Genomic DNA, 23,693 nt, shown 5'->3' on the forward strand with positions numbered 1-23,693 from the left:
CGCCGATGATAGTGCGGGTTCCCGTGTGAAAGTAGGTCATCGTCAGGCTCTTACAGCCCAAATCGCCCAGCCCCTCAAAAGGCTGGGCGCTTTGCTTTGTGCGCCGCTCCCTTCAGCTATTGCGAATATGCGATCCGTCGCAGCTCGCGGCGCCAGCCTGCATGTCCGGTTGATGCAGACSCCTCCATTGGCAAGGGGGAACGGGGCGTTGACTCACGGCGGGCATGGGGTGTTTGCGAGAATCCCGACCGAGCAGGTCGTCAGGACTCACAGTCTGAGGGTCCGATCCGCAGGACGCCGCAGGACGCCGCAACCGTTGCCAGTGCGATTCGCATGCGTCACGCCGTCCCGCCTTCATCCTTTCCCATTCCCCGGAGATCTTCCATGTTGTCAGTCTGGTCCCGCCGCGCCCGTTGGAGCGCGCTTCCCGCCGTTCTCGTCCTTGCGGCGGCGTGTACGTCGGTGCCCCCGGCGCGCGTCGCCGAACCGGTCAAGGTCAAGGTCTTCGTCGCCGCCATGTTCGAAATTGGCCAGAACACCGGCGACCGGGCCGGTGAGTTCCAGCATTGGTACGAGCGCTACTGGACGGGTGCCACGCCGCTCATGGTTCCTGGCGCGCTGCAGCCGGTGTACTGCAACGCGGATGGCGTCTGTGGCGCGGTGCTCGGCATGGGCAAGGTCAACTCTTCGTCGTCGATGCAGGCGATCCTGACCAGTCCGAAGTTCGACTTCTCGAAGGCCTACTACGTGATCTCGGGCGTCGCCGGGACGCCGCCCTCACGCGGCACCATCGGCGAGGTCAATTGGGCCACCTGGCTGGTGGACTACGACCTCGGCCACCGCTGGGCGCCCGAGGAGAACAAGGGCGGCGAGCCGACCTTCATGCCGCGCAAGGGCTACGAGGAGTACCGCCGTTTCAAGCTCAACCCGGAACTGGTCGCCTGGGCGATGAAGCTCTCGGCCGACACGCCGCTCAAGGATTCCGATTCCGCCAAGGCCTACCGCCTGCGCTACCCGCAGGCCGCGGCGCGCCGTGCGCCCTTCGTCGGCACCGGCACCCACATGACCGGCGACACCTTCTTCCACGGCCCGGGCATGTCGAACCAGGCGCAGTACATCGCGAAGCTGTACGGCGCTGACGACTATGTGATCACCGAGATGGAGGCCGCCGCGATCACGCTGGTGATCAAGCGCCAGCACGGCACCGACCGCGTGATGAGCCTGCGCGGCGCGGTCAATTTCGACCAGGGCCATCCGCGCGAGACGACGCTGCAGCACCTGGATCCGGCGCCCGGCGAAACCGCGGGCGGCTTTGCCGAGACGGTCGAGAACATCGAGCTCGTCGGCAGCCGCGTGGTCGATCACATCGTCGTCAACTGGCCGCAATGGCAGGGCGGCGTGCCGGCGTTCACGCCGCGTTGACCGAGGGTCAAGGGCCTGTTCACACTATTTCCGGGGTCGCGAAGGCTTGCCAGGACGGGCCAATCAAGGCGCGCGACGCGGCATGTGCGTTGGCACATGCAAGGCGTGCAACGCCGAGTGGCTCGTCCTGGCAGGCCTTCCCTGCGGGTTGCCGGGCCAAGGGGCCGTCTGCGGCGTTGCCCCCGCTTGCAAGGCGAACGCCTTGCTGCGCGCGGGCGCCTTGCATCCAGCCCCTTGGCCCGGCAACGCGATCCCCGGAAATAGGGTGAACAGGCCCTTCTAGAACAGCGAGGCGGTCCGGCCCGCCGCCTCGTCGGCAGGCCCTCCGCCGCGGCGGCCCAACGCCGCTGGGCGGGCCGTCGGCTCGGCCGCGACTTCCCCGGCCCTCGCCAGGGTGCCCACGCGAACGCCGAGCAGGCGCAGCGGACGTTCCAGCGGCACCCGCTTGAGGCATTGGCCCGCAACCCGCCGGATCGCCTTCGGGTCGGCCGTGAAGCCTTCGATGGTCTGGTCGCGGGTCGCGATCTTGAAGTCTCCGTAGCGCAGCTTGATGCCGATGGTCTTGCCGACATAGCCCTTGCGCTGCAGGTCCTCGGCCAGTTTCTCGCACAGGTGGGTGAAGATGGCGCCGAGCTCGGCGCGGTCGCGCACTGCGTGCAAGTCGCGGTCGAAGGTGGTCTCGCGGCTCATCGAAACCGGTTCGCTCTCGGTGACCACCGGCCGATCGTCGCGGCCCCAGGCGACCTCGTGCATCCAGGCGCCGCTGGACTTGCCGAAATGGGCGACCAGCCAGTCGCGGTCCTTCGCGGCGAGCTCGCCGACGGTGCGGATCCCGTGGCCCTGCAGCTTCTCGTCGGCCTTGGGCCCGATACCGTTGACCTTGCGGCAGGGCAGGGGCCAGATGCGGGTTTGCAGGTCGCTTTCGAACACGATCGAGATCCCGTTGGGCTTGTCGAATTCGCTGGCCATCTTGGCCAGCAGCTTGTTGGGCGCGACGCCGATCGAGCAGGTCAGGCCAGTGGCCTCGAGGATCGATTTCTGGATCAGCCGCGCCAGCACGCGTCCGCCTTCACGCTGGCCGCCCGGCACGTCGGTGAAATCGATGTAGACCTCGTCGACTCCGCGGTCCTCCATCAGCGGCGCGATCTCGGTGATGACCTGCTTGAAGCGGCGCGAATATTTCCGGTACTCGTCGAAGTCCACCGGCAGGATCAGCGCCTGCGGACACAGCTTGGCGGCCTTCATGAGTCCCATCGCGGAGCCGATGCCGAACTGCCGCGCCGCATAGGTGGCGGTGGTGATCACTCCGCGGCCGGCGTAGTCCTTCAGTAGCGGAAAGGCCGCCACCGGAATGTCGGCCAGCGTGCCGCCTTCGGGAAGGTTGCGCAGCGCTTCGTCGACCTTGCGCCGGCCGCCGCCGATCACCATCGGCAGGCCCTTGAGCTGCGGGTAGCGCAGCAGTTCGACAGAGGCGTAGAAGGCGTCCATGTCGAGGTGGGCGATGCGTCGGATCGGTGCGGGCGTCACGCTTGCCATTGTCGCCGTTGCCGCTCCCTGCACCGGCCGCCATGTTCGATGCCGTGGCGCGCCTCGCGGCGGGACCTGGCGCAGCACTGCCGCGCCCGCTGTTCGCCGGGCATGCGGCATGCGGCGCGTGCCGTGGCTCCGTGAGGCGCCGCCGGTGGTGCTTGCGCTGCGCGGCATGGCGGTGCCATCATCCAGCCCATGCAGACGCTCGCAACCATCCTCTGGCGGCGGCTCGACCAGCCGGGGCACGATGTCTGCCGGCTCGAACGCCAGGGCGACAATTGGCAGATCGACGGCGGCGCGGCCTTTCGCCATGAGGACGGAAGGGTCGCCCAGCTGCACTATCGCCTGCGCTGCGATCGCGCCTGGCACACCCAGTGGGGCACGGTGCGCGGCTGGCTCGGCGGCGAGAGCATCGACGTCTCGATCGTGCACGACGTCCATGGCGGCTGGAAACTCAACGACGCGCCGGTACCGGAGCTCGGCCATTGCGTCGACCTCGACCTGGGCTTCACGCCGGCGACCAACCTGCTGCAGCTCCGGCGGCTGCACCTGGACATCGGAGAGGCGGCCGATGCGCCGGTTGCCTGGCTCGACCTGGACGGCGGTGGACTCAGCGAGCTGCGACAGCGCTACGAAAGGCGCAGCGACGCCGGCTACTGGTACGCCGCCCCGCGCTTCGACTACGAGGCGATGCTGGAAGTCACGCCCGACGGCTTCGTGCGCCGCTACCCGACGCTCTGGGAAGCCGAGGACTGACTTGGCGAATTCAGCGGTCGTGGTGCAGGTAGCTGGCCTGCCGCGGCGCCGATCACGAACGGGATGCGCCAGCCCCAGGCCTTGAGTTCGGCTTCGCTGAGCAACTGCTCGAGCACCACGATCACCAGCACCGCCAGCAACTGGCCGCCGATCAGCGTGACGTACTGGAAGGATGAGAAGAAGCCGCGCTGGCCGCGCAGCGCGACTTCGCTCATGCAGGTGGCGGTGGTGCCGTATTCGCCGCCCACCGAAAGGCCCTGGAACAGCCGGCGGACCAGCAGCAGGAAGGGCGCCCAGGCACCGATGGCCGCGCAGGTCGGCAGGCAGGCGATGGCCAGCGAGCCGGCGTACATCATCGTGACCGAGATCAGCATCGAGGTGCGGCGCCCGTAGCGGTCGGCCACGCGGCCGAACAGCCAGCCGCCGATCGGCCGCATCAGGAAGCCGGCGGCGAACACGCCCGCGGTGTTGAGCAGCTGCGCGGTCGGGTCGGACTTGGGGAAGAACGAGGGCGCGAAGTAGAGCCTCGGCGCGGCCGCCGGCGCTGTTGGCCGGAGCCGCGTGTCGCCTGCGAGGCCTCCGGGGATCCGCTCAGAAGGTGCCGGGCAGCAGGATGCTGGAGTCGACCTGGTCGATCTGCGTGCGGCCGCAGAAGGCCATCGTGAGGTCGAGTTCGCGCTGGATGATCTGCAGCGCGCGGGTCACGCCGGCCTGGCCGTAGGCACCCAGGCCGTAGAGGAAGCTGCGGCCGATCAGCGTGCCGTGCGCACCCAGCGCGCGCGCCTTGAGCACGTCCTGGCCGCTGCGGATGCCGCCGTCCATCCAGACTTCGATCTCGGTGCCCACCGCCTCGGCGATCGCGGGCAGTGCCGCGATCGAGGAGGGGGCGCCGTCGAGCTGGCGGCCGCCGTGGTTCGAGACGATCAGCGCATCGGCGCCGCTGGCCGCCGCCAGGCGCGCATCCTCGACGTCCATGATGCCCTTGAGGATCAGCTTGCCGCCCCAGAGCTTCTTGATCCACTCGACATCGGCCCAGCTCAGCGTCGGGTCGAACTGCTCGGCGGTCCATGACGAGAGCGAGGACAGGTCCTTGACGCCCTTGGCATGGCCCGCGATGTTGCCGAAGGTGCGGCGCTTGGTGCCCAGCATGCCCATGCACCAGCGCGGCTTGGTCGCCAGGTTGATGAGGTTCTTGATCGTCGGCTTGGGTGGCGCCGTGAGGCCGTTCTTGATGTCCTTGTGGCGCTGGCCGAGGATCTGCAGGTCGAGCGTGAGTTGCAGCGCGCTGACGTTGGCGGCGCGGGCGCGCTCGATCAGGCGCTCGATGAAGTCGCGGTCGCGCATCACGTAGAGCTGGAACCAGAACGGATGGCGGTCGGTCTTCTCGGCGATGTCTTCGAGCGAGCAGATGCTCATGGTCGAGAGCGTGAAAGGGATGCCGAAGTCCTTGGCGGCGCGCGCCGCCAGGATCTCGCCGTCGGCATGCTGCATGCCGGTCAGTCCGGTCGGGGCGATGGCCACCGGCATCGCGACTTCCTGGCCGATCATGGTGGTGCGGGTCGAGCGGCCTTCCATGTTGACCGCCACGCGCTGGCGCAGCTTGATCTTCTGGAAATCGCTTTCGTTGGCGCGGTAGGTGCTCTCGGTCCAGGCGCCGGAGTCGGCGTAGTCGTAGAACATGCGCGGCACGCGGCTCTTGGCGATGACTCGCAGGTCTTCGATGGTCGTGATCTTGGACAGGTCTGGCACGAGAAAGGGCTCCTGGGTTCTGTGGCTGCGCAATGCCTATTATCTTCGGGACGGCGCGCGCTCCTGTCATCGGCGCACCAAGGCGGCACGGCTGTTGCTTGCATCTGGTGCATGGAAACGCCCGTCCTGCCCGTCCCGGCCAGCCATCCCCTTTGGCAGCACCAGCTCGGCCTGCTGCTCGAATCGACCGGCGAAGGCATCTTCGGCATCGATCTCGACGGCCACTGCATGTTCATCAACCGGGCCGGCGCGCAGATGCTGGGCCACGAGCGCGCCGCGGTGCTGGGGCGCAACATGCACGATCTCACGCACCACTCGCATCCGGACGGTTCGCACTATGCCGACACCGATTGCCCGATCTTCAACGCCTTCCGGCGCGGCCTGGCCTGCCGCATCGACACCGAGGTGTTCTGGCGCCGCGACGGCAGCGCCTTCGCCGTGGAGTACTCCAGCCATCCGATCATGGACGGCGGGCAGGTGCGCGGCGCGGTCATCACCTTCGTCGACATCACCGAGCGCCGCCGCTCGGCGCTGGCGCTGCAGCAGGCCAAGGACGAGCTCGGGCTGCGCGTGGAGGAACGCACGCGCGCGCTCAGCGATGCCCTGGCGCAGCTGCGCGAGCTCTCTGCCTGGCTGGACAAGGTGCGCGAGGACGAGCGCACCCGCATCGCGCGCGAGGTGCACGACGAACTCGGCAGCCTGCTGGTGGCGCTCAAGATGGATGTCGACTGGATCGGCAAGCGCCTCGGCGAGCAGCAGGAGCGTGCGCCCGATGACGCCCAGCAGATGCGCACGCTGATGCGCAGCAAGTGCCGCAACATGAGCGGGCTGATCGAGCGCGCGGTCGACAACGTCGGGCGCATCATCACCGACCTGCGGCCCAGCATCCTCGACCACCAGGGGCTGTGGGCCGCACTCGAATGGCAGGCCCACGAGTTCGTGCAGTCGGCCGAGCTGGCGCTCGACTGGCAGATGGCGGTGGCGCCCGGCATCGAGCTGCCCGAGGCGGCGGCGATCGCGGTGTTCAGGATCTTCCAGGAGATACTGAGCAACGTCGGCCGGCACGCCCGGGCGACGCGGCTCGAGATCCGGATCGAGGCCGTGGCCGGCAGGCTGCGCATCCGCGTGCGCGATGACGGCGTCGGCGCACCGGCCCACGCCTTCGAGGCCGCGACCGCCTACGGCGTGCTTGGCATGCGCGAGCGGGCGCTGCACTTCGGCGGGCAGATCCAGATCCACAGCGAGCTGGGCGTGGGCAGCGCGTTCAGCCTGGAGTTGCCTTTGCCATGAGCGATGAAAAGGACATCCGGGTGCTGATCGGCGACGACCATCGCATCGTGCGCGAGGGACTCAAGCAGGTGCTGGGCGATCTCTCGAACGGCCGGCCCGAGATGGTGGTGGTCGGCGAGGCCCAGAGCGGTCCCGAGGTGCTCGACGGCGTGGCGGCGCTCGGCGGCCCGGTGGGACTCGACGTGGTGCTGCTCGACATCGCGCTGCCGGGCCGGGACGGGCTGGACGTGCTGCAGGCCCTGCGCAGGCAGTGGCCGGCGCTGCCGGTGCTGATGCTCAGCACCTATCCCGAGAAGCAGTACGCGGTGCGCTGCATCAAGCTGGGCGCGGCCGGCTACCTGCACAAGAGCGCCGATCCGGACGACATGGTCGGCGCGGTGCGCAAGGTGGCGGCTGGCGGCAGGTATGTGTCGCCGGCCACGGCGGAGGCGCTCGCGGCGGCTGTCGGCAGCGCGGCGGGGCAGGGCGCCGACGCGCTCTCGCACCGCGAGCACCAGGTCTTCAGGCTGCTCACGGCCGGGCAGACCGTGAGCGAAATCGGTGCACGGCTCGGCCTGGCGCCCAACACGGTCAGCACCTATCGCGCGCGCATCCTCGAGAAGACGGGAACCAAGAACGATGTCGAGTTGGCGCTGTATGCCGAGCGCCACGCCAAGGCGTCTCCCGCGGCCTGAAAGTCGCCCGGATCGACCGTCTTGTAGGGCTGCCCCTACACGGCATCGACCGGGCTCCCGCGATCTTGCGCGCAGCGGCCTGCAGGGACGGCAATCGGCCCGGCCCTTGCATCGGGAGCCTCATCTTTTCAACGAGGTGCACCATGTCCCGACTGCCTGAAGCTCCCGCCGGCGACCCCTACGACGCCGACCGCCCGCTTGCGATGCGCTGTGCCTGCGGCCGCGACCATGCGCCCGGCGCGCATGTCGGTGCGATCGAGGATTCGAACGCCAAGCTCGAGGCCAGCCTGGTGAAGGCGTTGTTCCCGGTCGACAGCGTGCGCCGCGGCTTCCTGCGCGCGGTGGGCGCCAACACGGCGCGCGCCGCGATCCTGTCGGTGCTGCCGCTGGGCGCGCTGCAGGCGATGGCGCAGGAGAAGGGTCCGCTCGAAAAGAAGGACCTGAAGATCGGCTTCATCCCGATCACCTGCGCGACGCCGCTGATCATGGCGCACCCGCTGGGCTTCTATCAGAAGCAGGGGCTCAATGTCGAGGTCGTGAAGACCGCGGGCTGGGCGTTGATCCGCGACAAGATGCTCAACAAGGAGTACGACGCCACGCACTTCCTGTCGCCGATGCCGCTGGCGATCTCGATGGGCGCCGGCGCCAACGCGACGCCGATGAACGTCGCCGCGATCCAGAACACCAATGGCCAGGCCATCACGCTGGCCAACAAGCACAAGGACAAGCGCGATCCGAAGCTCTGGAAGGGCTTCAAGTTCGCGGTGCCCTTCGAGTACAGCATGCACAACTTCCTGCTGCGCTACTACGTGGCGGAAGCGGGCCTGAACCCCGATACCGACATCCAGATCCGCGTCGTGCCGCCGGCCGAAATGGTGGCCAACCTGCGGGCCGGCAACATCGACGGCTACCTCGGTCCCGATCCGTTCAACCAGCGCGCGGTGTTCGAGGAAGTCGGCTTCATCCACATCCTGACGAAAGAGATCTGGAACGGCCATCCGTGCTGCGCCTTCGGTACGTCGAGTGCCTTCATCCAGCAGAACCCGAACACCTTCGCGGCGCTCACGCGGGCCGTGCTGACCGCCTCGGCGATGGCGCGCGAGCCGAAGAACCGCGAGCTGATCGCCAAGGTGATCGCGCCGGCGCAGTACCTGAACCAGCCCGAGACCGTGCTGACCCAGGTGCTGACCGGCCGCTTCGCCGACGGCTTGGGCAACATCCGCACGGTGCCCGACCGGATCGACTTCGACCCGATCCCGTGGCAGTCGATGGCGGTCTGGATGCTGACGCAGATGAAGCGCTGGGGCTACGTCAAGGGCGAGGTCGACTACAAGCAGTTGGCCGAGAAGGTGTTCCTGATCACCGATGCGAAGAAGCGCATGAAGGAACTCGGCCAGACGCCGCCCGAGGGCGCGTTTCCGAAGTTCACGATCATGGGCCGGGTGTTCGATCCGGCGAAGCCGGACGAGTACGCGCGCAGCTTCGCGATCAGCAAGATGGCTGGCTGAGCGGCATGAAGAAGTCGCTGCGCCTCAAGGCCGCGCTGCTGTCGCTGGTACTGCTGCTGGCCTTCCTCGCGCTATGGCAGGTGGCCACGATGTCCTCGGGCGCTGCCGCTTCGCAGGCCGGCATGACGGCCGAGCAGATCGAATACCAGAAGATGCTCGGCAAGGACCCCGGGCAGGTGAAGACGGCCGGCTTCCCGACGCCGGCCGAGATGGGCGCCACGGCCTGGAAGCACCTGGCCAATCCGTTCTACGACAACGGACCGAACGACAAGGGCATCGCGATCCAGCTCGCCTGGTCGCTCGGGCGCGTGGCGCTCGGCTTCCTGCTGGCCTGCCTGGTGGCGGTGCCGCTGGGCTTCGTGATCGGCATGTCGCCGCTGTTGCAGAAGGCCTTCGACCCGTTCATCCAGGTCCTGAAGCCGATCTCGCCGCTGGCCTGGATGCCGCTGGCGCTCTACACGATCAAGGATTCGTCGACCAGCGGCATCTTCGTGATCTTCATCTGCTCGGTGTGGCCCATGTTGCTCAACACCGCCTTCGGCGTCGCCTCGGTCAAGCGCGAGTGGCTCAACGTCGCGAGCACGCTCGAGGTGAAGCCGCTGCGGCGCGCCTTCCGCGTGATCCTGCCGGCGGCGGCGCCGACCATCCTGACCGGCATGCGCATCAGCATGGGCATCGCCTGGCTGGTGATCGTCGCCGCCGAGATGCTGGTCGGCGGCACCGGCATCGGCTACTTCGTCTGGAACGAATGGAACAACCTGTCGCTCACCAACGTGATCTTCGCGATCCTCGTGATCGGCGTCGTCGGCATGCTGCTCGACATGGCCTTCGCGCGGCTGCAGAAGAAGGTGACCTATGTGGAGTGAGCAAGGAGCTTTCATGCATTCATCCGTCGCCGCCGCGCCATCGGCCGGCAGCGGCTTCCTGCGCATCGAGGGGCTCTCGAAGTCCTTCGTGCCGGGCAAGCCGGTGTTCGCCGAGGTCGGCTTCACGCTCGACCGCGGCGAGTTCGTCTGCATCATCGGCCACTCGGGCTGCGGCAAGACCACCATCCTCAACGTGCTGGCCGGGCTCGACAGCGCGACCGGCGGCCATGTGTTCATGGACGGGCGCGAGGTCGCGGGACCCAGCCTCGAACGCGGCGTGGTGTTCCAGAGCCACGCACTGATGCCCTGGCTCACGGTGCGGCGCAACATCGCCTTCGCGGTGCAGTCGCGCTGGCCCGAGTGGCCGGCCGTCAAGGTCGACGAACAGGTGCGCCGGTTCGTGTCGCTGGTCGGCCTCGACGGCGCGATCGACAAGAAGCCCTCGCAGCTCTCGGGCGGGATGAAGCAGCGCGTGGGCATCGCGCGGGCCTTCTCGATCCAGCCCAAGATGCTGCTGCTCGACGAGCCCTTCGGCGCGCTCGATGCGCTCACGCGCGGCACCATCCAGGATGAGCTGATGGCGATCGTGCGCCAGACGCAGCAGACGGTCTTCATGATCACGCACGACGTCGACGAGGCGATCCTGCTGGCCGACCGCATCCTGCTGATGAGCAACGGCAGCGAGACCGGGGCCGGCTACAGGCCCGGCAACATCGCCGAGACCGTGGTCAACCCGCTGCCGCGCGCGCGCACGCGTGCGGGGTTGCACCACCTCGACGGCTACTACGCGTTGCGCAACCATATCGTCGACTTCCTCGTCTCGCGCGCCCGGGCCGCTTGATCTCTTTTCCATTCAGCACAACCAACAGGAGCATTCGCATGAACCGCAACGACGTTACCGAGAAGATCATCACCGTGAAGGTGGCCAAGGGCATCCAGTGGGCCGACGTGGCCAGGAAGGTCGGACTGTCGAAGGAGTGGACCACCGCCGCCTGCCTCGGCCAGATGACGCTGGACGCCGCGCAGGCCAAGACCATCGGCAAGATCTTCGGCCTCACGGCCGAGGAGCAGAAGTGGCTGCAGGTGGTGCCGTACAAGGGCTCTCTGCCGACCCCGGTGCCCACCGACCCGCTGATCTACCGCTGGTACGAGGTGGTGAGCGTCTACGGCAGCACGATCAAGGAACTGATCCACGAGGAGTTCGGCGACGGCATCATGAGCGCGATCGACTTCAGCATGGACATTCAGCGCCAGGCCGACCCGAAGGGCGACCGCGTGAACGTGGTGCTGTCGGGCAAGTTCCTGCCGTACAAGACCTACTGAAATGAAACACCCCCCGAGGCGCCTGCGGCGCCCCGAGTCGCTGCCAGAGGCAGCGGCTCTTCGGTTCCGTCCAAGCCTGCGCAGGCAGGCTTGGAGCCGCGGACCTCAGCCCCTCAAGGGGGGCGATACCGGCGGCCCGGCAAAGCCGGTTCCGCGGTATCCCTGGCATTTGGCTGCGCCGGTTTCATGCGTCGCGGGTCACGTGATCGCGTGATGGACCTCTGAGCTCACGGTGCCGCCGGCAGCTTTGCAGGCATCGGCGCAGAATCCCTCGTCCAACATCGACGAGGAAAGATTCATGCGGATCCTGGTAGTGGGCGCGGGTGCGCTGGGCGGGTATTTCGGTGGCCGGCTGCTCGAGGCCGGACAGGACGTCACCTTCCTGCTGCGGCCCCGGCGCACCGCGCAACTGTCGAAGACCGGCCTGGTGATCAGGAGTCCGAAGGGCGACCTGACGCTGGCGGCGCCGCCCTCGGTCCAGGCCCGGAGCATCGGTGGGCCGTACGACGTGGTTGTCGTCGGCTGCAAGGCCTACGACCTGGCAGAGACCATGGAGTCGTTCGCCCCCGCTGTCGGGCCCGAGACGGCCATTCTTCCGCTGTTGAACGGCATGCGCCATCTGGACGAGCTGGGCCGGCGCTTCGGCGCCGACCGCGTGCTGGGCGGGCTGTGCATGATCTCGGCTTCGCTCGACGAGGAGGGCAGGGTGCTGCACCACAACGACCTGCACGGCCTGAGCTATGGCGAGTTCAGCGGCGCACGCTCGGCGCGCGTGCAGGCGCTGCAGGCGGCCTTTGCCGGTGCGAACTTCGAGGCCCGCGCCTCCGACGACATCCTGCAGGACATGTGGGAGAAGTGGATGTTCATCGCCTCGGCCGCCAGCATGACCTGCCTGATGCGAGCGACCGTCGGCGACATCGCGCAGAGTGGCGGCACCGACGTCGCCGATGCGGTGGTGGACGAATGCGCCGCCATCCTGGCCCACAACGGCTTTGCGGTGCGTCCCGAATCGCTGGCACGGGCGCATGCCATGCTGGCGGTCAGGGGTTCGACGATGACGGCCTCGATGTTCAAGGACATCGAACGCGGCGCGGCCATCGAAGGCGACCATATCGTCGGCGATCTGCTGCGGCGCAGCGCGGATGGCGGCAAGCGGATGTCGCCGCTGCGCATCGTCCAGGCGCACCTGCTGGCCTATGAGACGCGGCGAGCTCGGGAATCGAGCACCGGCTGAGCGGCGCCGGACGCCTTCGCCGGCCTCAGCGCTTCGCGCTCGCCACCACCCCGGCGCCGCGAACCTCGAGCCTGAGCTCGTCGGCCACCTGGCCGCGGGCATCGATCAGCTGCACCACGTGCCGCCCGGGCCAGGGCAGCCATTGCGCGCTGGCGCCGCGCGCCAGGGGCTTGCCGTCGATGCGCCATTGCACGCCGCGGCCCTCGGCCTCGAAGCGCACCCGCTGGCGGTTCGGCGGGATGTCGGGGTCGAGCGCGATGATCGTGCTGTCCGCCGGCGCCGTGATGCGTGGCGCTGCTTCGGCCGCCGGGGCCTCGGGCGCGATCGCGAACAAGGGCTGCTCGGTGCCGGCGATGAACCACTCGCTGCGTCCCGCCTCCAGCGCGTCGCCGAAGCGCACGCGCGCCTGCACCACGCCGGCCGGCGGGGCCGGTGCCCGGCTCGGCTCGGCGCGATGCAGGAAACCCATCAGCTGGGCCCAGACCGGCGCTGCGCCGCTGGTGCCGCTGACCTCCCACATCGGTGCGCCGCTGGCGTTGCCGACCCAGACACCGACCGTGTAGCGCTGTGACCAGCCGACGGCCCAGTTGTCGCGCATGTCCTTGCTGGTGCCGGTCTTCACGGCGGTCCAGAAGCGGGTGCCGAGCACGCTGTCGAGACCGAAGGTGCGCGCGCGGGCGTTCGGGTCGGCCAGGATGTCGCCGACGATGAAGGCGGCGCGTGGGTCGATGGCGCGGTCCCTGTCTTTTGTCGATGCGGGGGCGGGTTCGTACAGAGAGCGGATGTCGCCGAAGCGTCCGCCATTGGCCAGCGTCCGGTAGGCATTGGTCAACGCCAGCAGCGACACCTCGGCGCTGCCGAGCGCCAGGCTGTAGCCGTAGTAGTCGCCGTTCTGCGCCAGCGGCAGTCCGGCCGCGCGCAGCTGGCGCGCGAAGGCCTCGGGCGAGACCATCACCAGCGTGCGCACCGCCGGCACGTTGAGCGAGGCCGCGAGCGCGGTGCGCACCGACACCTGGCCCTTGAATTGCCGGTCGTAGTTCTGCGGGATGTAGAGCCCGCCGGCGGTGCTGATCTGCGCCGACGAGTCGTCCAGCAGCGAGGCCGCCGTGAGCCTGCGCTCGGCAATCGCCTGCGCATACAGGAAGGGCTTGAGGGTCGAGCCCGGCTGTCGCTGCGCGAGCACGCCGTCGACCTCGGCCGCGCGGCTCAGCGCGCCCGAGGAGCCGACCCAGGCGAGGACCCCGCCGCTGGCGTTGTCGAGCACCACCAGCGCGCCGTCCTCGACGTTGCGCCCGCGCAGTTCGCGCAGCTGGCGCTGCAGCGCATCGAGCGCGAAGCGCTGCAGCGGTGCACTCAGCGTGGTTCGGATCGGCTCGTGCGCGGTGCCGGCCTCCTTCAAGGCGCGCCGTGCCAGGTGCGGAGCGATCCCTTCGCTCGGATCGAAGGCGCGCCGCTGCAGCGCCGCGCTCGCGAACATGTCGAGTGCCGCGCAGTCCGGCTCGCTGCCGGCTTCCATCGCCCGCAGCAGCTCGCAGGCCCGCTGCGCCACCTGCGCAGCCTTGGCATTGGGGGCCCGCACCAGCGCCGCGGCGACCGCCGCCTCGCGCGCATCGAGCCCGTGCGACGCCTTGCCGAACAGCGTGCGCGACAGCGCGTCGATGCCGACGATCTCGCCGCGGAAGGGCACCAGGTTGAGGTAGGCCTCGAGGATCTGGTCCTTGCGCCAATGGCGTTCCAGCTGCTGGGCCGCGACGGTCTGGCCGAGCTTCTGCGCCAGGCTGCGGCCGCCGCCGGCGCGCCGCAGCTCGTCGTCGAGCAGGCCGGCCAGCTGCATCGTGATCGTCGATGCGCCGCGGGTTCGGGTGTTCCAGAGATTGCCCCAGGCCGCGGCCGAGACCGCCCGCCAGTCGACGCCGCTGTGCGCGTAGAAGCGCTTGTCCTCGCTCAGCAGCATCGCGCTGCGCAGGGCCGGCGAGATGTCGGCGAGCGCGATCCAGTCGCCGCGCCGCACGCTGGCGTCGGTGCGCACGCGCTGCAGCAGCACGCCGTCGCGGTCCAGCACCGCGGTGTCGGAGGGCCGGAAGTCGCGCCGGACCTCGTCGAAGCCGGCGGCGCCGGAGAGCGCCCAGGCCGGTGCCGCGAGCATCGCGGCGAGCGCCAGCACGAGTGACGCGGGCTTGATCACCGGCTTTCCAGCGTTTCCATGTGCCGGCAGATCTCGCCCGGCGTGGTGAACCACAGATCGCCCTGGTCGCGCAGGCGCGCCAGATGGGTGAGCGCGCGGCGCAGGTGCCGCAGCCGGTAGGGCTGGCCGACGATGTACGGATGCAGTGCCAGGCCCATCACCAGCGGCTGGCGGCGCGACTGCTCGAGCATCTCGTCGGCGTTGTCGATGACCATGGCGGCGAAGTCCTTGGCGTCCATCTGGCGCGCGATGATCATCGGGATGTCGTTCAGCTCCTGTGGATAGGGCACCGACCACAGCGTGCGGCCGCTGCGCGTGCGCATGCGAGTCGGCTGGTCGTCGTGGCACCAGTTGAGGGTGTAGCGGTACCCGGCCTCGGCCAGCAGGTCGGGCGTCAGGCGGCTCTCGGAGATCCAGGGCGAGAGCCACCCGGCCGGGGCCTGGCCGCTTTCGACGCGCATCCGCTCGCGGCAGTCGGCGAGCAGGGCCGCTTCGTCGGCTTCGGCCATGTCGGCCTGGCGTTCGGAGTTGCTGTGGCCGTGGCCGATGAGTTCGTCGCCGCGCGCCACCGAGGCGGCGACCAGCTCGGGGCAGTGGTCGTAGAGCGCGGTGTTGAGCAGGGTGCTCGAAGGCAGCGCCAGGCTGTCGAACAGCGCGAGGCAGCGCCAGGCACCGACGCGGTTGCCGTATTCGCGCCAGGAATAGTTCAGTACGTCCGGATGCGGATGCGCCGGCCCGATGCATGCGCCCATGCCTTCGCCGAAGGCGAAATGCTCGAGGTTGAAGCCCAGGTAGACCGCCAGCCGGGCGCCGTTGGGCCAGACATGGTCGGCGCGCCGCGTGATCGGCAGGTAGTCGAAGCGTCCGTGCGCGGGCAGCGGGCCGAGGTAGCGGGCAGTCATTCGATCAGACCGGACGCCGGGCCAGCAAGGCCCAGACGCCGGCGGCCGACAGCAGCGAGCCGCCGGCGAGGTTGAAGCGCCGCTGCGCCCTCGGCGAGGCCAGCAAGCGGCGCGCCGATCCGGCGAACACCGCATAGAGCGTGGCGTTGAGCGCGGCCATCGCGACGAAGGTCAGGGCCAGCACCCAGAGCTGATGCGTCACGCTGGCGCGCGGATCGATGAACTGCGGCAGGAAGGCGACGAAGAAGACGATGCCCTTGGGATTCAGCGCGGTCACGAGGTAGGTGTTGGCGAACAGCTTCCAGCGCGAGCCGGGTGCCGCGGGTGCGGCGAGCACGGCCGGTGAAATGCCGGCGCGCAGCAGCTTGATGCCGAGGTAGAGCAGGTACAGGCCGCCGACCCATTTGATGACGGTGAACCAGAAGGCCGAGGTCGCGAGCAGGGCGCCGAGGCCCAGCAGCGACACGACGAGCGCGGTCGAATCGCCGAGCGCGACCGCGGCCACCAGCGGCACGTTGGCGCGCTTGCCGTGCGCCACGGAATAGCTGATGACCGTCAGGATGGTCGGTCCGGGAATGATCAGCAGCACCGCCGATGCGGCGACGAAGGCGAGCCAGAGCTGGAGGGACGTGGGCATGGGGTTCCTTGCGTGACGGGCCGCCGCGATGCCGGCCTGCGGTGCAATATAAACGGTGCCGATCCGAAACCCTGGCGAGGGTCTCCGGCGACGACATCGATCGCGGTGTCAGTCATGGCGCTCAAGGACGACCTCCCAGAGTGCCTTGGGCAGCGCATAGCGCTCGACGACCTGTTCTTCCACGCTGAGCATGCGCCAACCCGTGGCGAACAGCCGGTCGACCGCGGCGCGGTCGAAGAAGCGCTTGGGGATGCCGTCGACGCTGTAGAAGTCGTCTCCGGGCTCGGGATCGCGCCGGGCGCCGTGGTGGTAGTCATGGGTCGAATTGAGCCGGCACAGCAGCAGGCCGCCGGGTCGCAACTGCTGCCGGATGCGCTCGGCGAGCGCCAGGGTCTCGGGCCAGTCGAAGTAGTGCAGACAGAGGCTGGCGACCACGACGCCGGCGCTGCCCGCGGGCAGGGGGAAAGGCYGGCGGATGTCCAGGCAATGGAGTTGCGCGGAGGGCGCGCGGGCACGGGCCTCCTCGATGGCCTCGGCATTGAGCTCGATGCCGACGACCCGCAGCCCGGCGCCGCCCAGTGTTTCGGTGTCGCGGCCGCTGCCGCAGCCGAGTTCCAGGATCGGCTCGCTGCCGGCGCGCTCGGCCAGCAGGGGCAGCCAGCGTTCGAGCCAGGGGTCGGTCGGCCTGGGCGGGCGCGTCATGCCTTGCGTTTCCCGGGCTTGCGGCGGTCTCCGGCGATTCGCCTTCGACCTACGCCTCCATGACCAGCTGCGTCTGCGTGACCACTGCGCACAGCTTGCCTTCCGCGGACTTGATCGTGGTCTGCCAGACCATCGTCGTTCGGCCCCGGTGCAGCGCGATCGATTCACCGACGACCGTGGTGTTCACGCGCGCGCCGCCGATGAACTTGGTGCTGGAGTCCGTGGTCGTGGTGCGCTTGCCTTGCGGCAGGTTGATGACCGTGCCCACGGCTCCGAGCGTATCGGCGAAGGCCATGATGGCGCCGCCGTGCAGGATGCCGCCGGCGGTGCACAGGTCGGCACGGACCTCGAGCTCGGCGACGATGCGCTCGGGCTCCAGCGTGAGCAGGCGCACACCCATCAGGCCCGGGAACAGCGGTTCGAGGATCTGCTGGATCTGTTCGATGGTTGGCATCTGGGCGTCCTGTCTCAGCCTTGGGCGCCGAAGCGAAGCGCCGATCGGGCGCGGGCCCGCGCCGCCTCGATCTCGCGATCGCGCGGGTCGGCGGTGGTGACCAGCGATTCGATCAGCGCGCGGGCCGCGGCCGTGACGTCCTCCACCGCGCGATCGAAGGCCGCCTCGTTGGCCTTGGAAGGGTGGGCGAAGCCGCTGAGCTTGCGCACGAACTGCAGCGATGCGGCGCGCATCTCCTCTTCGGTGGCGGGCGGGTCGAAGTTGAACAGGGTCTTGATACTTCTACACATCATGTCTCCATGTGAAGGCCGCAGGGCGAGCCTGCAGTGTGCGCAGGATCGAGCCCGAGCTCAACCCCGCACCCTCCTACTTGGCCGCTTCCACCTTGACCCTGGCGTTCGGCATCTCCCCGAACATTTCCGGCGCATACAGCGCCTCGACCCGGCTCGGCGGTAGCGCGAAGTCGCCGACGTTGTTGAGGCGCACGGTGTATTCCATCTTCACCACGCCCTTGGGCAGGTATTCGTAGTAGCTGCGGAAGGCCTCGAAGCTGCGCTCCTCGAAGGCCGGCCAGCCACTTCCCGAGCGCTTCTCGCCCTGGGTCGCGATCTGCGAATCGCGGCCCAGGCCGCCGCCGAGGATCGTGGCGCCGCCGGGGATCGGATCGGTGATCGCGACCCAGCGCATGTCGGCGCTGGCGTTGACTTCCAGGCTCACGCGCAGCACGTCGCCGCGCGTGTAGACGCCCGGCACCGCCTGCTCGACGGGCGTCACGGTCTTCTTGATCACGTAGCCGGCCGCGAACGGCGCCTTGAGCTCCACGGCGGCGAGCGACTGCAGCGTGAGCCAGGGCTTGCCGCTGCCGCTCTGCGTCAGCAGCAGCGTGTCGCGCACCGCGCCGGCCGGCCAGGAAAGGAACATCGTGTTGTTGCGCAGCATGCCCGGCGAGGCGGGTGCGCCGAAGGCGCTGGCCTGGTTGGGCGCGCCGCCCGGGTCGCCGGCCGTCACCCGCTGGACCTTTCGCCAGTCCACCTGCGCCTTGGCCGTGCCCAGGCTGGCCGCGGTGATGCCGGTGACCGGCGTGCTCTCGAAGCGCTTCGAGAATTTCTCCAGCGCCATTCCGCCCCACAGGTTGGCGGTGGTGGTGTGCCAGGCGCCTTTCTGCTGGCGGCCGATGAAGCCGCTGGCCAGCCGGCCGATGTCGTCCTTCCAGGCCGGGTCGTCCAGCACCGCGAGCAGCAGCCGCGCGCTGTTGACGTCGCCGTTGACCATCAGCCACCACCAGTTGTCGTCCTGCTCGGTGCTGAACGCGAGCCGCGTGCCCTGCCAGCTCAGGCGCGCCTTGAGCACGTTGTTCGCCTCGTCGAGGCGCTGCTGGCGCTGCGGCACATCGGGCACCCGCCGCAGGATCTGCAGCCAGTCGATCACCGCGCTGGTGGGCCACTGGTTGGGGGCGATCGTGAGGCTGCCGGTCATGCGGCCCTGCGCCTTGCCGTAGCGCGACAGTGCCTCGAGCGCCGCCAGCTTGCGCACGTCGAGGTCCTTGCGCGGGCTCCAGAACTCGCGCTGGATGCGGCCCTCGACGAAGGCGATCAGGCCCTGCACCATCGGTGCGGCGGCTGCCTCGGGCAAGGCGAAAGCCGGGTCGATGGCGGCCGCCTCGTGCGTCGAGGCCAGCAGGTAGGCGGTCAGGATGTCGCTGCCGCGGTTCGCTTCGCCATCCCGTGGCGGGAAGTAGTTGGCCAAGCCGTCGCCGTCGAGGTAGGTCGGCAGTTGCGCCAGCACCGCCTGCCAGGCCTTGCCGTCGCGCAGGCCGATGGCCTTGCTGGCTTTCTGCTCGAGGCAGGCGTAGGGGTAGGCGGCGAACCAGTCGCGCACGCCGGTCAGGCCTTCGGCCAGGCGCGGCTGCAGCGACATCCGCAGGCCGCCACGGCCGGGCAGGGCATCGGCGGGCGGGCCGACGTCGAGCGTGAACGGGCCGTCGAGCTGCACCAGGGTCGCCTGCTGCACCGTCAGCGGCACCGCCGGCAGGATGCGCTGGCGCACCTTGAGCGCATCGTGCGCGCCGCCCAGCGTGTCGCGGGCCTCGATCTCCCACAGGATCGCCTCGGCGCGCGTCTGCGCGAGCTGCGCCGGCGCGGTCACGGTCCAGGCCAGTTCGCGGGCCTCGCCGGCCGGTATCTCGACCGTCTGCGGCGGGGGCGCGAGCAGCGTCGCGCGCGGCGTGGCCTCCACCTTCATGGCATTCGCCGTCGTGTTGCGCAGCGTGATCTGGGCCCGGAACTGGTCGTCCTCGCGCACCAGCGGCGGCAGGCCGCTGATGATCTGCAGGTCCTGCGTGGCCTGGATCGAGGCCTGGCCGGTGCCGAACAGTCCGGTGCCGGCATCGGCCACCGCGACGATCCGGAAGGTGGTCAGCGCATCGTTGAGCGGCACCGTCAGCGTGGCCTGGCCGTTGGCGTCGAGCACCATGGCCGGCTTCCACAGCAGCAGGGTGTCGAGCAGTTCGCGCGTCGGGCTCTTGCCGCCGCCGCCACCCGCGGGCACGGCTTTGCGGCCGTAGTGCCGGCGGCCGACGATCTCCATCTGCGCGGTCGCGGTGGATACGCCCCAGCTGCGCCGCTGCAGCATGGCCTCGAGCAGGTTCCAGCTGTCGTTGGGCAGCAGCTCGAGCAGCGCTTCGTCGACTGCCGCGACCGCGACTTCGGCGCCGGCCGCGGGCTTGCCGTCGGGCAGCCGGCCGGTGATGGTGACCTGCGCCTGGCTGCGCACCGGGTAGGCGGGCTTGTCGCTCGCCACCTTGAGATCGATGCGATGCGACTGCGTGCCGACCCGGATCTCGGCCAGGCCGAGCCGGTAGGCCGGCTTGCTCAAGTCGACCAGCGCGGTGGGCGCCACATACTCCTTGCCCTCGTACCAGAAGGCCGTCCACCACTCGCGTGGCGCCCTGAAGCCCCAGGTGAAGAAGCTGTACCAGGGCACCTCGCGCAGCCGCCCGCGCAAGGCCAGCACGCTGATATAGACGTTCGGCCCCCATTCGGGCTTGACCTGCAGGGTGACCGTCGGATCCTGGCCGTTGAGCTGCACCACATGGGTCTCGATCACGCCTTCGCGTTCCACCGAAACCAGCGCGGTGGCGAAGCGGAACGGGCTGCGCACCTGGAACYTGGCGRYCTCGCCGGGCTGGTAGCTYTTCTTCTCGGGCAGCACGTCSATGCGGTCGTGGTCCTCGCCGCCGAACCAGAGCTCGCCCTGGCGCGTCACGTAGACCGTGGCCGCGGCGCGGCTGTCGCGGCCGTCCTTGTCGGTGGCGCTCGCGATCAGCTCGACCTGGCCCGGCTCCTTGAGTTCGACCTCGCACAGCAGCAGGCCGCGGACATCGCTCTTGCCGCTGCAGATGGTGCCGATCTCCTTCACCTCGGTCTTGTTGTCATAGGTGTAGAAGCCGCCCACCATGCGCTTGCGGCTGGTGGTGGTGATGCGGGCGACGGCGCGCACGTTGAGCGTCACGCCTTCCTGGGGCTTGCCCGCGAGGTCGAGCGCCAGGGCCTGGAACCTGATCTTCTGGCTGGCCGAGACCCAGCCCTCGGTCTTGATGCCGGCGATGACCGCGGCCGGCCACAGCGTGTGGCTGCTGCGCAGCGTCTGCACTTCGCCGTTGGGGTCGGCGTAGCTGGCCTCGAGCAGCAGTTCGCGCGGCGTCGCCCGGGCGACCGGGATGTTGTCGATCGTGAGCTTCCCGGCGCCTTCGCGGTTGAGCGTGAGCGGCAGCTTGTCGGCGATCACGCGGACCTCGTCCGCGCTCGCCGGCTCGTTGTCTGCGTCCTTGCCCGGAGCGGCGAAGCTGAAGGCGTCGAAGTCGGCGAAGGACGGCTGCTTGCCGCGCACCAGCGCCGACACGCGCACCGGCAGCGCCGCCGCGCCGCCGCCCGCCACGTAGTTGATCTGCACGTCGACCGGCAGCGAGCCGACCGCCACCAGCGGCTTGCCGTCGCTGGGTCCGACGCGGCCTTCCAGCACCGGCAGGCGGAACTCCTCGACCCGGAACTGGCCGGTGGCATAGCTGCCCGGGCCGCCTTCCTCGGCGCTCGCGCCGCCTTCCTTGCCGCTCCTCAGCTCGACCTGGTAGATGCCGAGCCTGGCTGCCGGCGGGATCTCGAAGCGGCTCTCGCTGCTGAGTCCGCCGGTGGCGGTCTTGCGCCACTTCAGCGGCTGCGTGAACTGCTGGCCGCTGCCCGCATGGGTGACGACCAGCGTGTCCGGCAGCGACTCGGGCAGGCCGAATCCCTTTTGCGTCTGGGTGCGGATCAGGTGCTTCATCGACACCGTTTCGCCGGCGCGCAGCAGCATCCGGTCGAACACCGTGTGGGCGATGCGGTCGGGCCGGGGGTCGAGGCTGGTCGGCACATTGAAGCGCCAGGGCTCGATGCCGCGCTGCCAGTCGCTCCAGGTGAAGGCCAGGTCCTCGACGCCATCGGCGTCCTTGGCGCGGGCGCTGACGAAGTAGGCGCCGCTGCTGTCGTCGCCGTCGGTGGCGCAGGACGGTGCGTCGGCGGAGAGGCCGGACAAGCGGACCAGCCCGTTGGCGTCGGTGCTGCCGGCCGCCACCTCGCGGCCGTCGCAGGACGACACGCGGACCGCGGCGTTGGCGACCACGCGGCCCTTGTCGAGCGTCGTGACCCAGGCCACCGCGTTCTCGCGCCCCAGCTTGAAATGCACCGCCAGGTTGGTGGCCAGCGCCGTGGTGCGCACGTACATCGTGCGGCCGCTGCCGTAGCGCTCGTCGAGCAGTGCGTCGCCGAGCTTCTGCGAGGCGATCTCGAGCACGTGGAAGCCGGGCGTCAACGGAATGCCGACCACTTCGAAGGGCCGCGGGTCGCCGCCCTCGGCCTTCGGCATGTCGAGCGCACGCACCCCGACCTGGCCGCCGAGCAGCGACAGCATGCGGGTCTGGACGTTGTCGCGGTCGTCCTTGTCGATCACCTTCGGCAGCGCCCCCTTGACGTCGCGCGCGGCCCGCTTGCGCGGCACGCTGTCGTTGTCGTAGCGGCGCACCTTGCGGAACCAGGCGATGATCTCCGCATCGCTCTTCGGATTCAGGTCGCTGACCCGGCCCGGCGCGGCGCCCAGTGTCAGCGCCTGCACCTGCAGGGCCGGCTCGACGCGGCGCACCGTGACCGGCATCAGCGCCACGCCGCCGGGTTCGGCCAGGCGCTCGACCACGCCGAAGGGCGCGGCCGCGAACTTGGCCAGCGGCGGCATCAGGCCGGTCGCGACCTTGAGCGGAAAGGCGTCGGGCGAGGCCAGTGGGCGGCCCGAGGCGTCCTCGAACTTCGGCGGCAGCTCGATCGTGAAGGCCGTCTGCTCGGCGAAGGGCCCGGCGAAGCGCAGCGACTCGACCACGCCGTCGTCGTCCTTGGCCGCGTGGTCGTCGAACTCCGGCTTGAAGCTCTTGCCGGCGCCCTTGAGCACGATGGCCGCTGCCAGCTTGCGCGCCACCGGCGCGTTGAACTGCAGCACCATCGGCTTGAGCGGCAGGCAGGCCGAGCGCGCGTTCTCGCGCTCGCAGCTGAACGAGACCGCGAACGGCTCCCGCACCTCGAAGCCGAGCCGCCGCTCGACGTTGTTGACCACGCCCGAGGGCGTCGCGACGCCCTTGCCGTAGACCAGCTGCACCCGGCCGGCCGGCGGCAGCGTGCGCTTGCACTGCAGCGTCAGGAAGCGCTGCGGCGCCTTCTCGGCTTCCTTGTCGCGGCCCAGGGCCTTGAGGAGCGCGGCACGCTGCTCKCCGTCGATCTGTCTCACGGGAATGCGTTCGCCGATGCCGCTGGCCGTGCACCAGACGTTCTCCTGCACGCTCTCGGGCGTGGCCGGGCCGTTGAGTTCGAGCAGAAAGATCTGCTGCTCGTCGATCTTGCCGTAGTTCGGTTGCCAGTTGCGGATGAAGGGGCCGCCGCTGTTGAAGCGCCAGCTCTCGGCGCCGGTCAGTGCGGTGCCGCCGGCCGACTGGAAGCCGGCGACCCGCGACACCGTGCAGCGCACGCCCGGCGGCAGGTCGTTCTCGAAATCGAAGACCCACTGCTTCTCGCCGGTCCAGCGACCGGTGCCGCGGCCGGCCTCGGCATCGGTGCAGGCGACGGCCAGCGGGGCCGGGGCCTTGGGGTCGCCGAAGCGCACGGCCGGCTGGTCGAACTTGGCGACCACCTGGCGCACGCGCGAGACCTCGCCCTGCGGCGTCAGGCTGGTGATCTGCAGCGCGTGCGCCGCGCCGGCGGCCAGAAAGGCGCTGGCAGCCAGCAAGAAGGCGGGTGTCGACAGTCTCAAGCGTTGTTCCTCCATCCAGATCCGTAGCGCGTCGAGCGTAGCCGCATTTGCCCCGCGGCGGCGGCCGGTCCCGGGCCCGTTCCTTACAATTCGGCGCTCGTCGTGCGTGTCTCGCGCGGACCGCTCACAGACCACGT

At 69.4% G+C, this 23,693-nt stretch carries 18 protein-coding genes and 1 pseudogene; 9 read left to right on the forward strand and 10 right to left on the reverse strand.

What is annotated here, in order from left to right; all coding sequences use genetic code 11:
- Positions 1 to 384: 384 nt before the first annotated feature.
- Positions 385 to 1,422 carry a purine-nucleoside phosphorylase gene (locus tag AC1D2E_RS21115; protein ID WP_478199210.1) on the forward strand — a complete coding sequence of 346 codons (1,038 nt, stop codon included), beginning with the start codon at positions 385 to 387 and terminating at the stop codon, positions 1,420 to 1,422.
- A gap of 279 nt (positions 1,423 to 1,701) precedes the next feature.
- Here AC1D2E_RS21115 and AC1D2E_RS21120 read toward each other — a convergent pair whose 3' ends face one another.
- The gene (locus tag AC1D2E_RS21120; RefSeq protein WP_478199211.1) at positions 1,702 to 2,958 is read right to left on the reverse strand and encodes a Y-family DNA polymerase; all 1,257 of its coding nucleotides are present in this window, start codon (positions 2,956 to 2,958) and stop codon (positions 1,702 to 1,704) included.
- A gap of 189 nt (positions 2,959 to 3,147) precedes the next feature.
- Here AC1D2E_RS21120 and AC1D2E_RS21125 point away from each other — a divergent pair, with 189 nt between their 5' ends.
- A complete protein-coding gene (locus AC1D2E_RS21125) occupies positions 3,148 to 3,708 on the forward strand; it encodes a putative glycolipid-binding domain-containing protein (RefSeq protein ID WP_478176907.1) in 561 nt (186 codons plus the stop codon).
- 44 nt (positions 3,709 to 3,752) lie between these two features.
- On the opposite strand, the pseudogene AC1D2E_RS21130 reads toward AC1D2E_RS21125, so the two are convergent.
- Positions 3,753 to 4,232 (reverse strand): annotated as a pseudogene (locus tag AC1D2E_RS21130) (MFS transporter); the annotation flags it as partial.
- Between the two features lie 67 nt (positions 4,233 to 4,299).
- A complete protein-coding gene (locus AC1D2E_RS21135) occupies positions 4,300 to 5,457 on the reverse strand; it encodes an alpha-hydroxy acid oxidase (RefSeq protein ID WP_478199212.1) in 1,158 nt (385 codons plus the stop codon).
- A 111-nt stretch (positions 5,458 to 5,568) separates the two neighbouring features.
- On the opposite strand from AC1D2E_RS21135, the gene AC1D2E_RS21140 reads away from it, so the two are divergent.
- From AC1D2E_RS21140 to panE, 7 genes are all read left to right on the forward strand, one after another.
- A complete protein-coding gene (locus AC1D2E_RS21140) occupies positions 5,569 to 6,747 on the forward strand; it encodes a sensor histidine kinase (protein ID WP_478199213.1) in 1,179 nt (392 codons plus the stop codon).
- Positions 6,744 to 7,421 (forward strand): response regulator, encoded by a 678-nt coding sequence (locus AC1D2E_RS21145; RefSeq protein ID WP_478199214.1) that lies wholly within the window; start codon positions 6,744 to 6,746, stop codon positions 7,419 to 7,421. The genes AC1D2E_RS21140 and AC1D2E_RS21145 overlap by 4 nt, the downstream gene beginning before the upstream one ends.
- 143 nt (positions 7,422 to 7,564) lie before the next feature.
- Positions 7,565 to 8,929: a CmpA/NrtA family ABC transporter substrate-binding protein gene (locus tag AC1D2E_RS21150; RefSeq protein WP_478176903.1), complete on the forward strand. Its 1,365-nt coding sequence runs from the start codon at positions 7,565 to 7,567 to the stop codon at positions 8,927 to 8,929.
- 5 nt (positions 8,930 to 8,934) lie between these two features.
- Positions 8,935 to 9,795, forward strand: coding sequence for a nitrate ABC transporter permease (gene ntrB / locus AC1D2E_RS21155; RefSeq protein WP_478199215.1), 861 nt, complete (start codon positions 8,935 to 8,937; stop codon positions 9,793 to 9,795).
- 13 nt (positions 9,796 to 9,808) lie between these two features.
- Complete coding sequence (locus tag AC1D2E_RS21160; protein WP_478199216.1) at positions 9,809 to 10,636, forward strand: ABC transporter ATP-binding protein; 828 nt, start codon at positions 9,809 to 9,811, stop codon at positions 10,634 to 10,636.
- 38 nt (positions 10,637 to 10,674) lie between these two features.
- Positions 10,675 to 11,118, forward strand: a complete 444-nt coding sequence (gene cynS / locus AC1D2E_RS21165) for a cyanase (protein ID WP_478176900.1) — start codon at positions 10,675 to 10,677, stop codon at positions 11,116 to 11,118.
- Between the two features lie 298 nt (positions 11,119 to 11,416).
- Positions 11,417 to 12,352, forward strand: a complete 936-nt coding sequence (gene panE / locus AC1D2E_RS21170) for a 2-dehydropantoate 2-reductase (protein ID WP_478199217.1) — start codon at positions 11,417 to 11,419, stop codon at positions 12,350 to 12,352.
- A 25-nt stretch (positions 12,353 to 12,377) separates the two neighbouring features.
- Here the strand turns inward: panE and pbpC are convergent, their stop codons facing one another.
- The 7 genes from pbpC to AC1D2E_RS21205 all read right to left on the reverse strand — a co-directional run bounded on the left by pbpC (position 12,378) and on the right by AC1D2E_RS21205 (position 23,571).
- Positions 12,378 to 14,498: a penicillin-binding protein 1C gene (gene pbpC / locus AC1D2E_RS21175; protein WP_478199230.1), complete on the reverse strand. Its 2,121-nt coding sequence runs from the start codon at positions 14,496 to 14,498 to the stop codon at positions 12,378 to 12,380.
- Positions 14,499 to 14,533: 35 nt separating this feature from the next.
- Positions 14,534 to 15,439, reverse strand: a complete 906-nt coding sequence (locus tag AC1D2E_RS21180; protein WP_478199218.1) for a polysaccharide deacetylase family protein — start codon at positions 15,437 to 15,439, stop codon at positions 14,534 to 14,536.
- Between the two features lie 4 nt (positions 15,440 to 15,443).
- Positions 15,444 to 16,076: a LysE family translocator gene (locus AC1D2E_RS21185; protein ID WP_478199219.1), complete on the reverse strand. Its 633-nt coding sequence runs from the start codon at positions 16,074 to 16,076 to the stop codon at positions 15,444 to 15,446.
- 108 nt (positions 16,077 to 16,184) lie between these two features.
- Complete coding sequence (locus AC1D2E_RS21190; RefSeq protein WP_478199220.1) at positions 16,185 to 16,778, reverse strand: class I SAM-dependent methyltransferase; 594 nt, start codon at positions 16,776 to 16,778, stop codon at positions 16,185 to 16,187.
- Between the two features lie 49 nt (positions 16,779 to 16,827).
- A complete protein-coding gene (locus AC1D2E_RS21195) occupies positions 16,828 to 17,232 on the reverse strand; it encodes a PaaI family thioesterase (protein WP_478199221.1) in 405 nt (134 codons plus the stop codon).
- A gap of 14 nt (positions 17,233 to 17,246) precedes the next feature.
- Entirely contained in the window at positions 17,247 to 17,522 is a 276-nt protein-coding gene (locus AC1D2E_RS21200) for a DUF2277 domain-containing protein (RefSeq protein WP_478176894.1), read from the reverse strand.
- A 76-nt stretch (positions 17,523 to 17,598) separates the two neighbouring features.
- Positions 17,599 to 23,571 (reverse strand): alpha-2-macroglobulin family protein, encoded by a 5,973-nt coding sequence (locus AC1D2E_RS21205; RefSeq protein WP_478199222.1) that lies wholly within the window; start codon positions 23,569 to 23,571, stop codon positions 17,599 to 17,601.
- Between the last annotated feature and the right edge of the window lie 122 nt (positions 23,572 to 23,693).

The organism is Variovorax sp. P1_H2, assembly GCF_056405295.1.

What these genes read in the sequence shown, in the direction of transcription:
- AC1D2E_RS21115 (WP_478199210.1), top strand. Translation starts at nt 385, where the DNA reads ATGTTGTCAGTCTGGTCCCGCCGCGCCCGTTGGAGCGCGCTTCCCGCC.
- AC1D2E_RS21120 (WP_478199211.1), bottom strand. Translation starts at nt 2,958, where the DNA reads ATGGCAAGCGTGACGCCCGCACCGATCCGACGCATCGCCCACCTCGAC.
- AC1D2E_RS21125 (WP_478176907.1), top strand. Translation starts at nt 3,148, where the DNA reads ATGCAGACGCTCGCAACCATCCTCTGGCGGCGGCTCGACCAGCCGGGG.
- AC1D2E_RS21140 (WP_478199213.1), top strand. Translation starts at nt 5,569, where the DNA reads ATGGAAACGCCCGTCCTGCCCGTCCCGGCCAGCCATCCCCTTTGGCAG.
- AC1D2E_RS21145 (WP_478199214.1), top strand. Translation starts at nt 6,744, where the DNA reads ATGAGCGATGAAAAGGACATCCGGGTGCTGATCGGCGACGACCATCGC.
- AC1D2E_RS21150 (WP_478176903.1), top strand. Translation starts at nt 7,565, where the DNA reads ATGTCCCGACTGCCTGAAGCTCCCGCCGGCGACCCCTACGACGCCGAC.
- ntrB (WP_478199215.1), top strand. Translation starts at nt 8,935, where the DNA reads ATGAAGAAGTCGCTGCGCCTCAAGGCCGCGCTGCTGTCGCTGGTACTG.
- AC1D2E_RS21160 (WP_478199216.1), top strand. Translation starts at nt 9,809, where the DNA reads ATGCATTCATCCGTCGCCGCCGCGCCATCGGCCGGCAGCGGCTTCCTG.
- cynS (WP_478176900.1), top strand. Translation starts at nt 10,675, where the DNA reads ATGAACCGCAACGACGTTACCGAGAAGATCATCACCGTGAAGGTGGCC.
- panE (WP_478199217.1), top strand. Translation starts at nt 11,417, where the DNA reads ATGCGGATCCTGGTAGTGGGCGCGGGTGCGCTGGGCGGGTATTTCGGT.
- pbpC (WP_478199230.1), bottom strand. Translation starts at nt 14,498, where the DNA reads ATGCTCGCGGCACCGGCCTGGGCGCTCTCCGGCGCCGCCGGCTTCGAC.
- AC1D2E_RS21180 (WP_478199218.1), bottom strand. Translation starts at nt 15,439, where the DNA reads ATGACTGCCCGCTACCTCGGCCCGCTGCCCGCGCACGGACGCTTCGAC.
- AC1D2E_RS21185 (WP_478199219.1), bottom strand. Translation starts at nt 16,076, where the DNA reads ATGCCCACGTCCCTCCAGCTCTGGCTCGCCTTCGTCGCCGCATCGGCG.
- AC1D2E_RS21195 (WP_478199221.1), bottom strand. Translation starts at nt 17,232, where the DNA reads ATGCCAACCATCGAACAGATCCAGCAGATCCTCGAACCGCTGTTCCCG.
- AC1D2E_RS21200 (WP_478176894.1), bottom strand. Translation starts at nt 17,522, where the DNA reads ATGTGTAGAAGTATCAAGACCCTGTTCAACTTCGACCCGCCCGCCACC.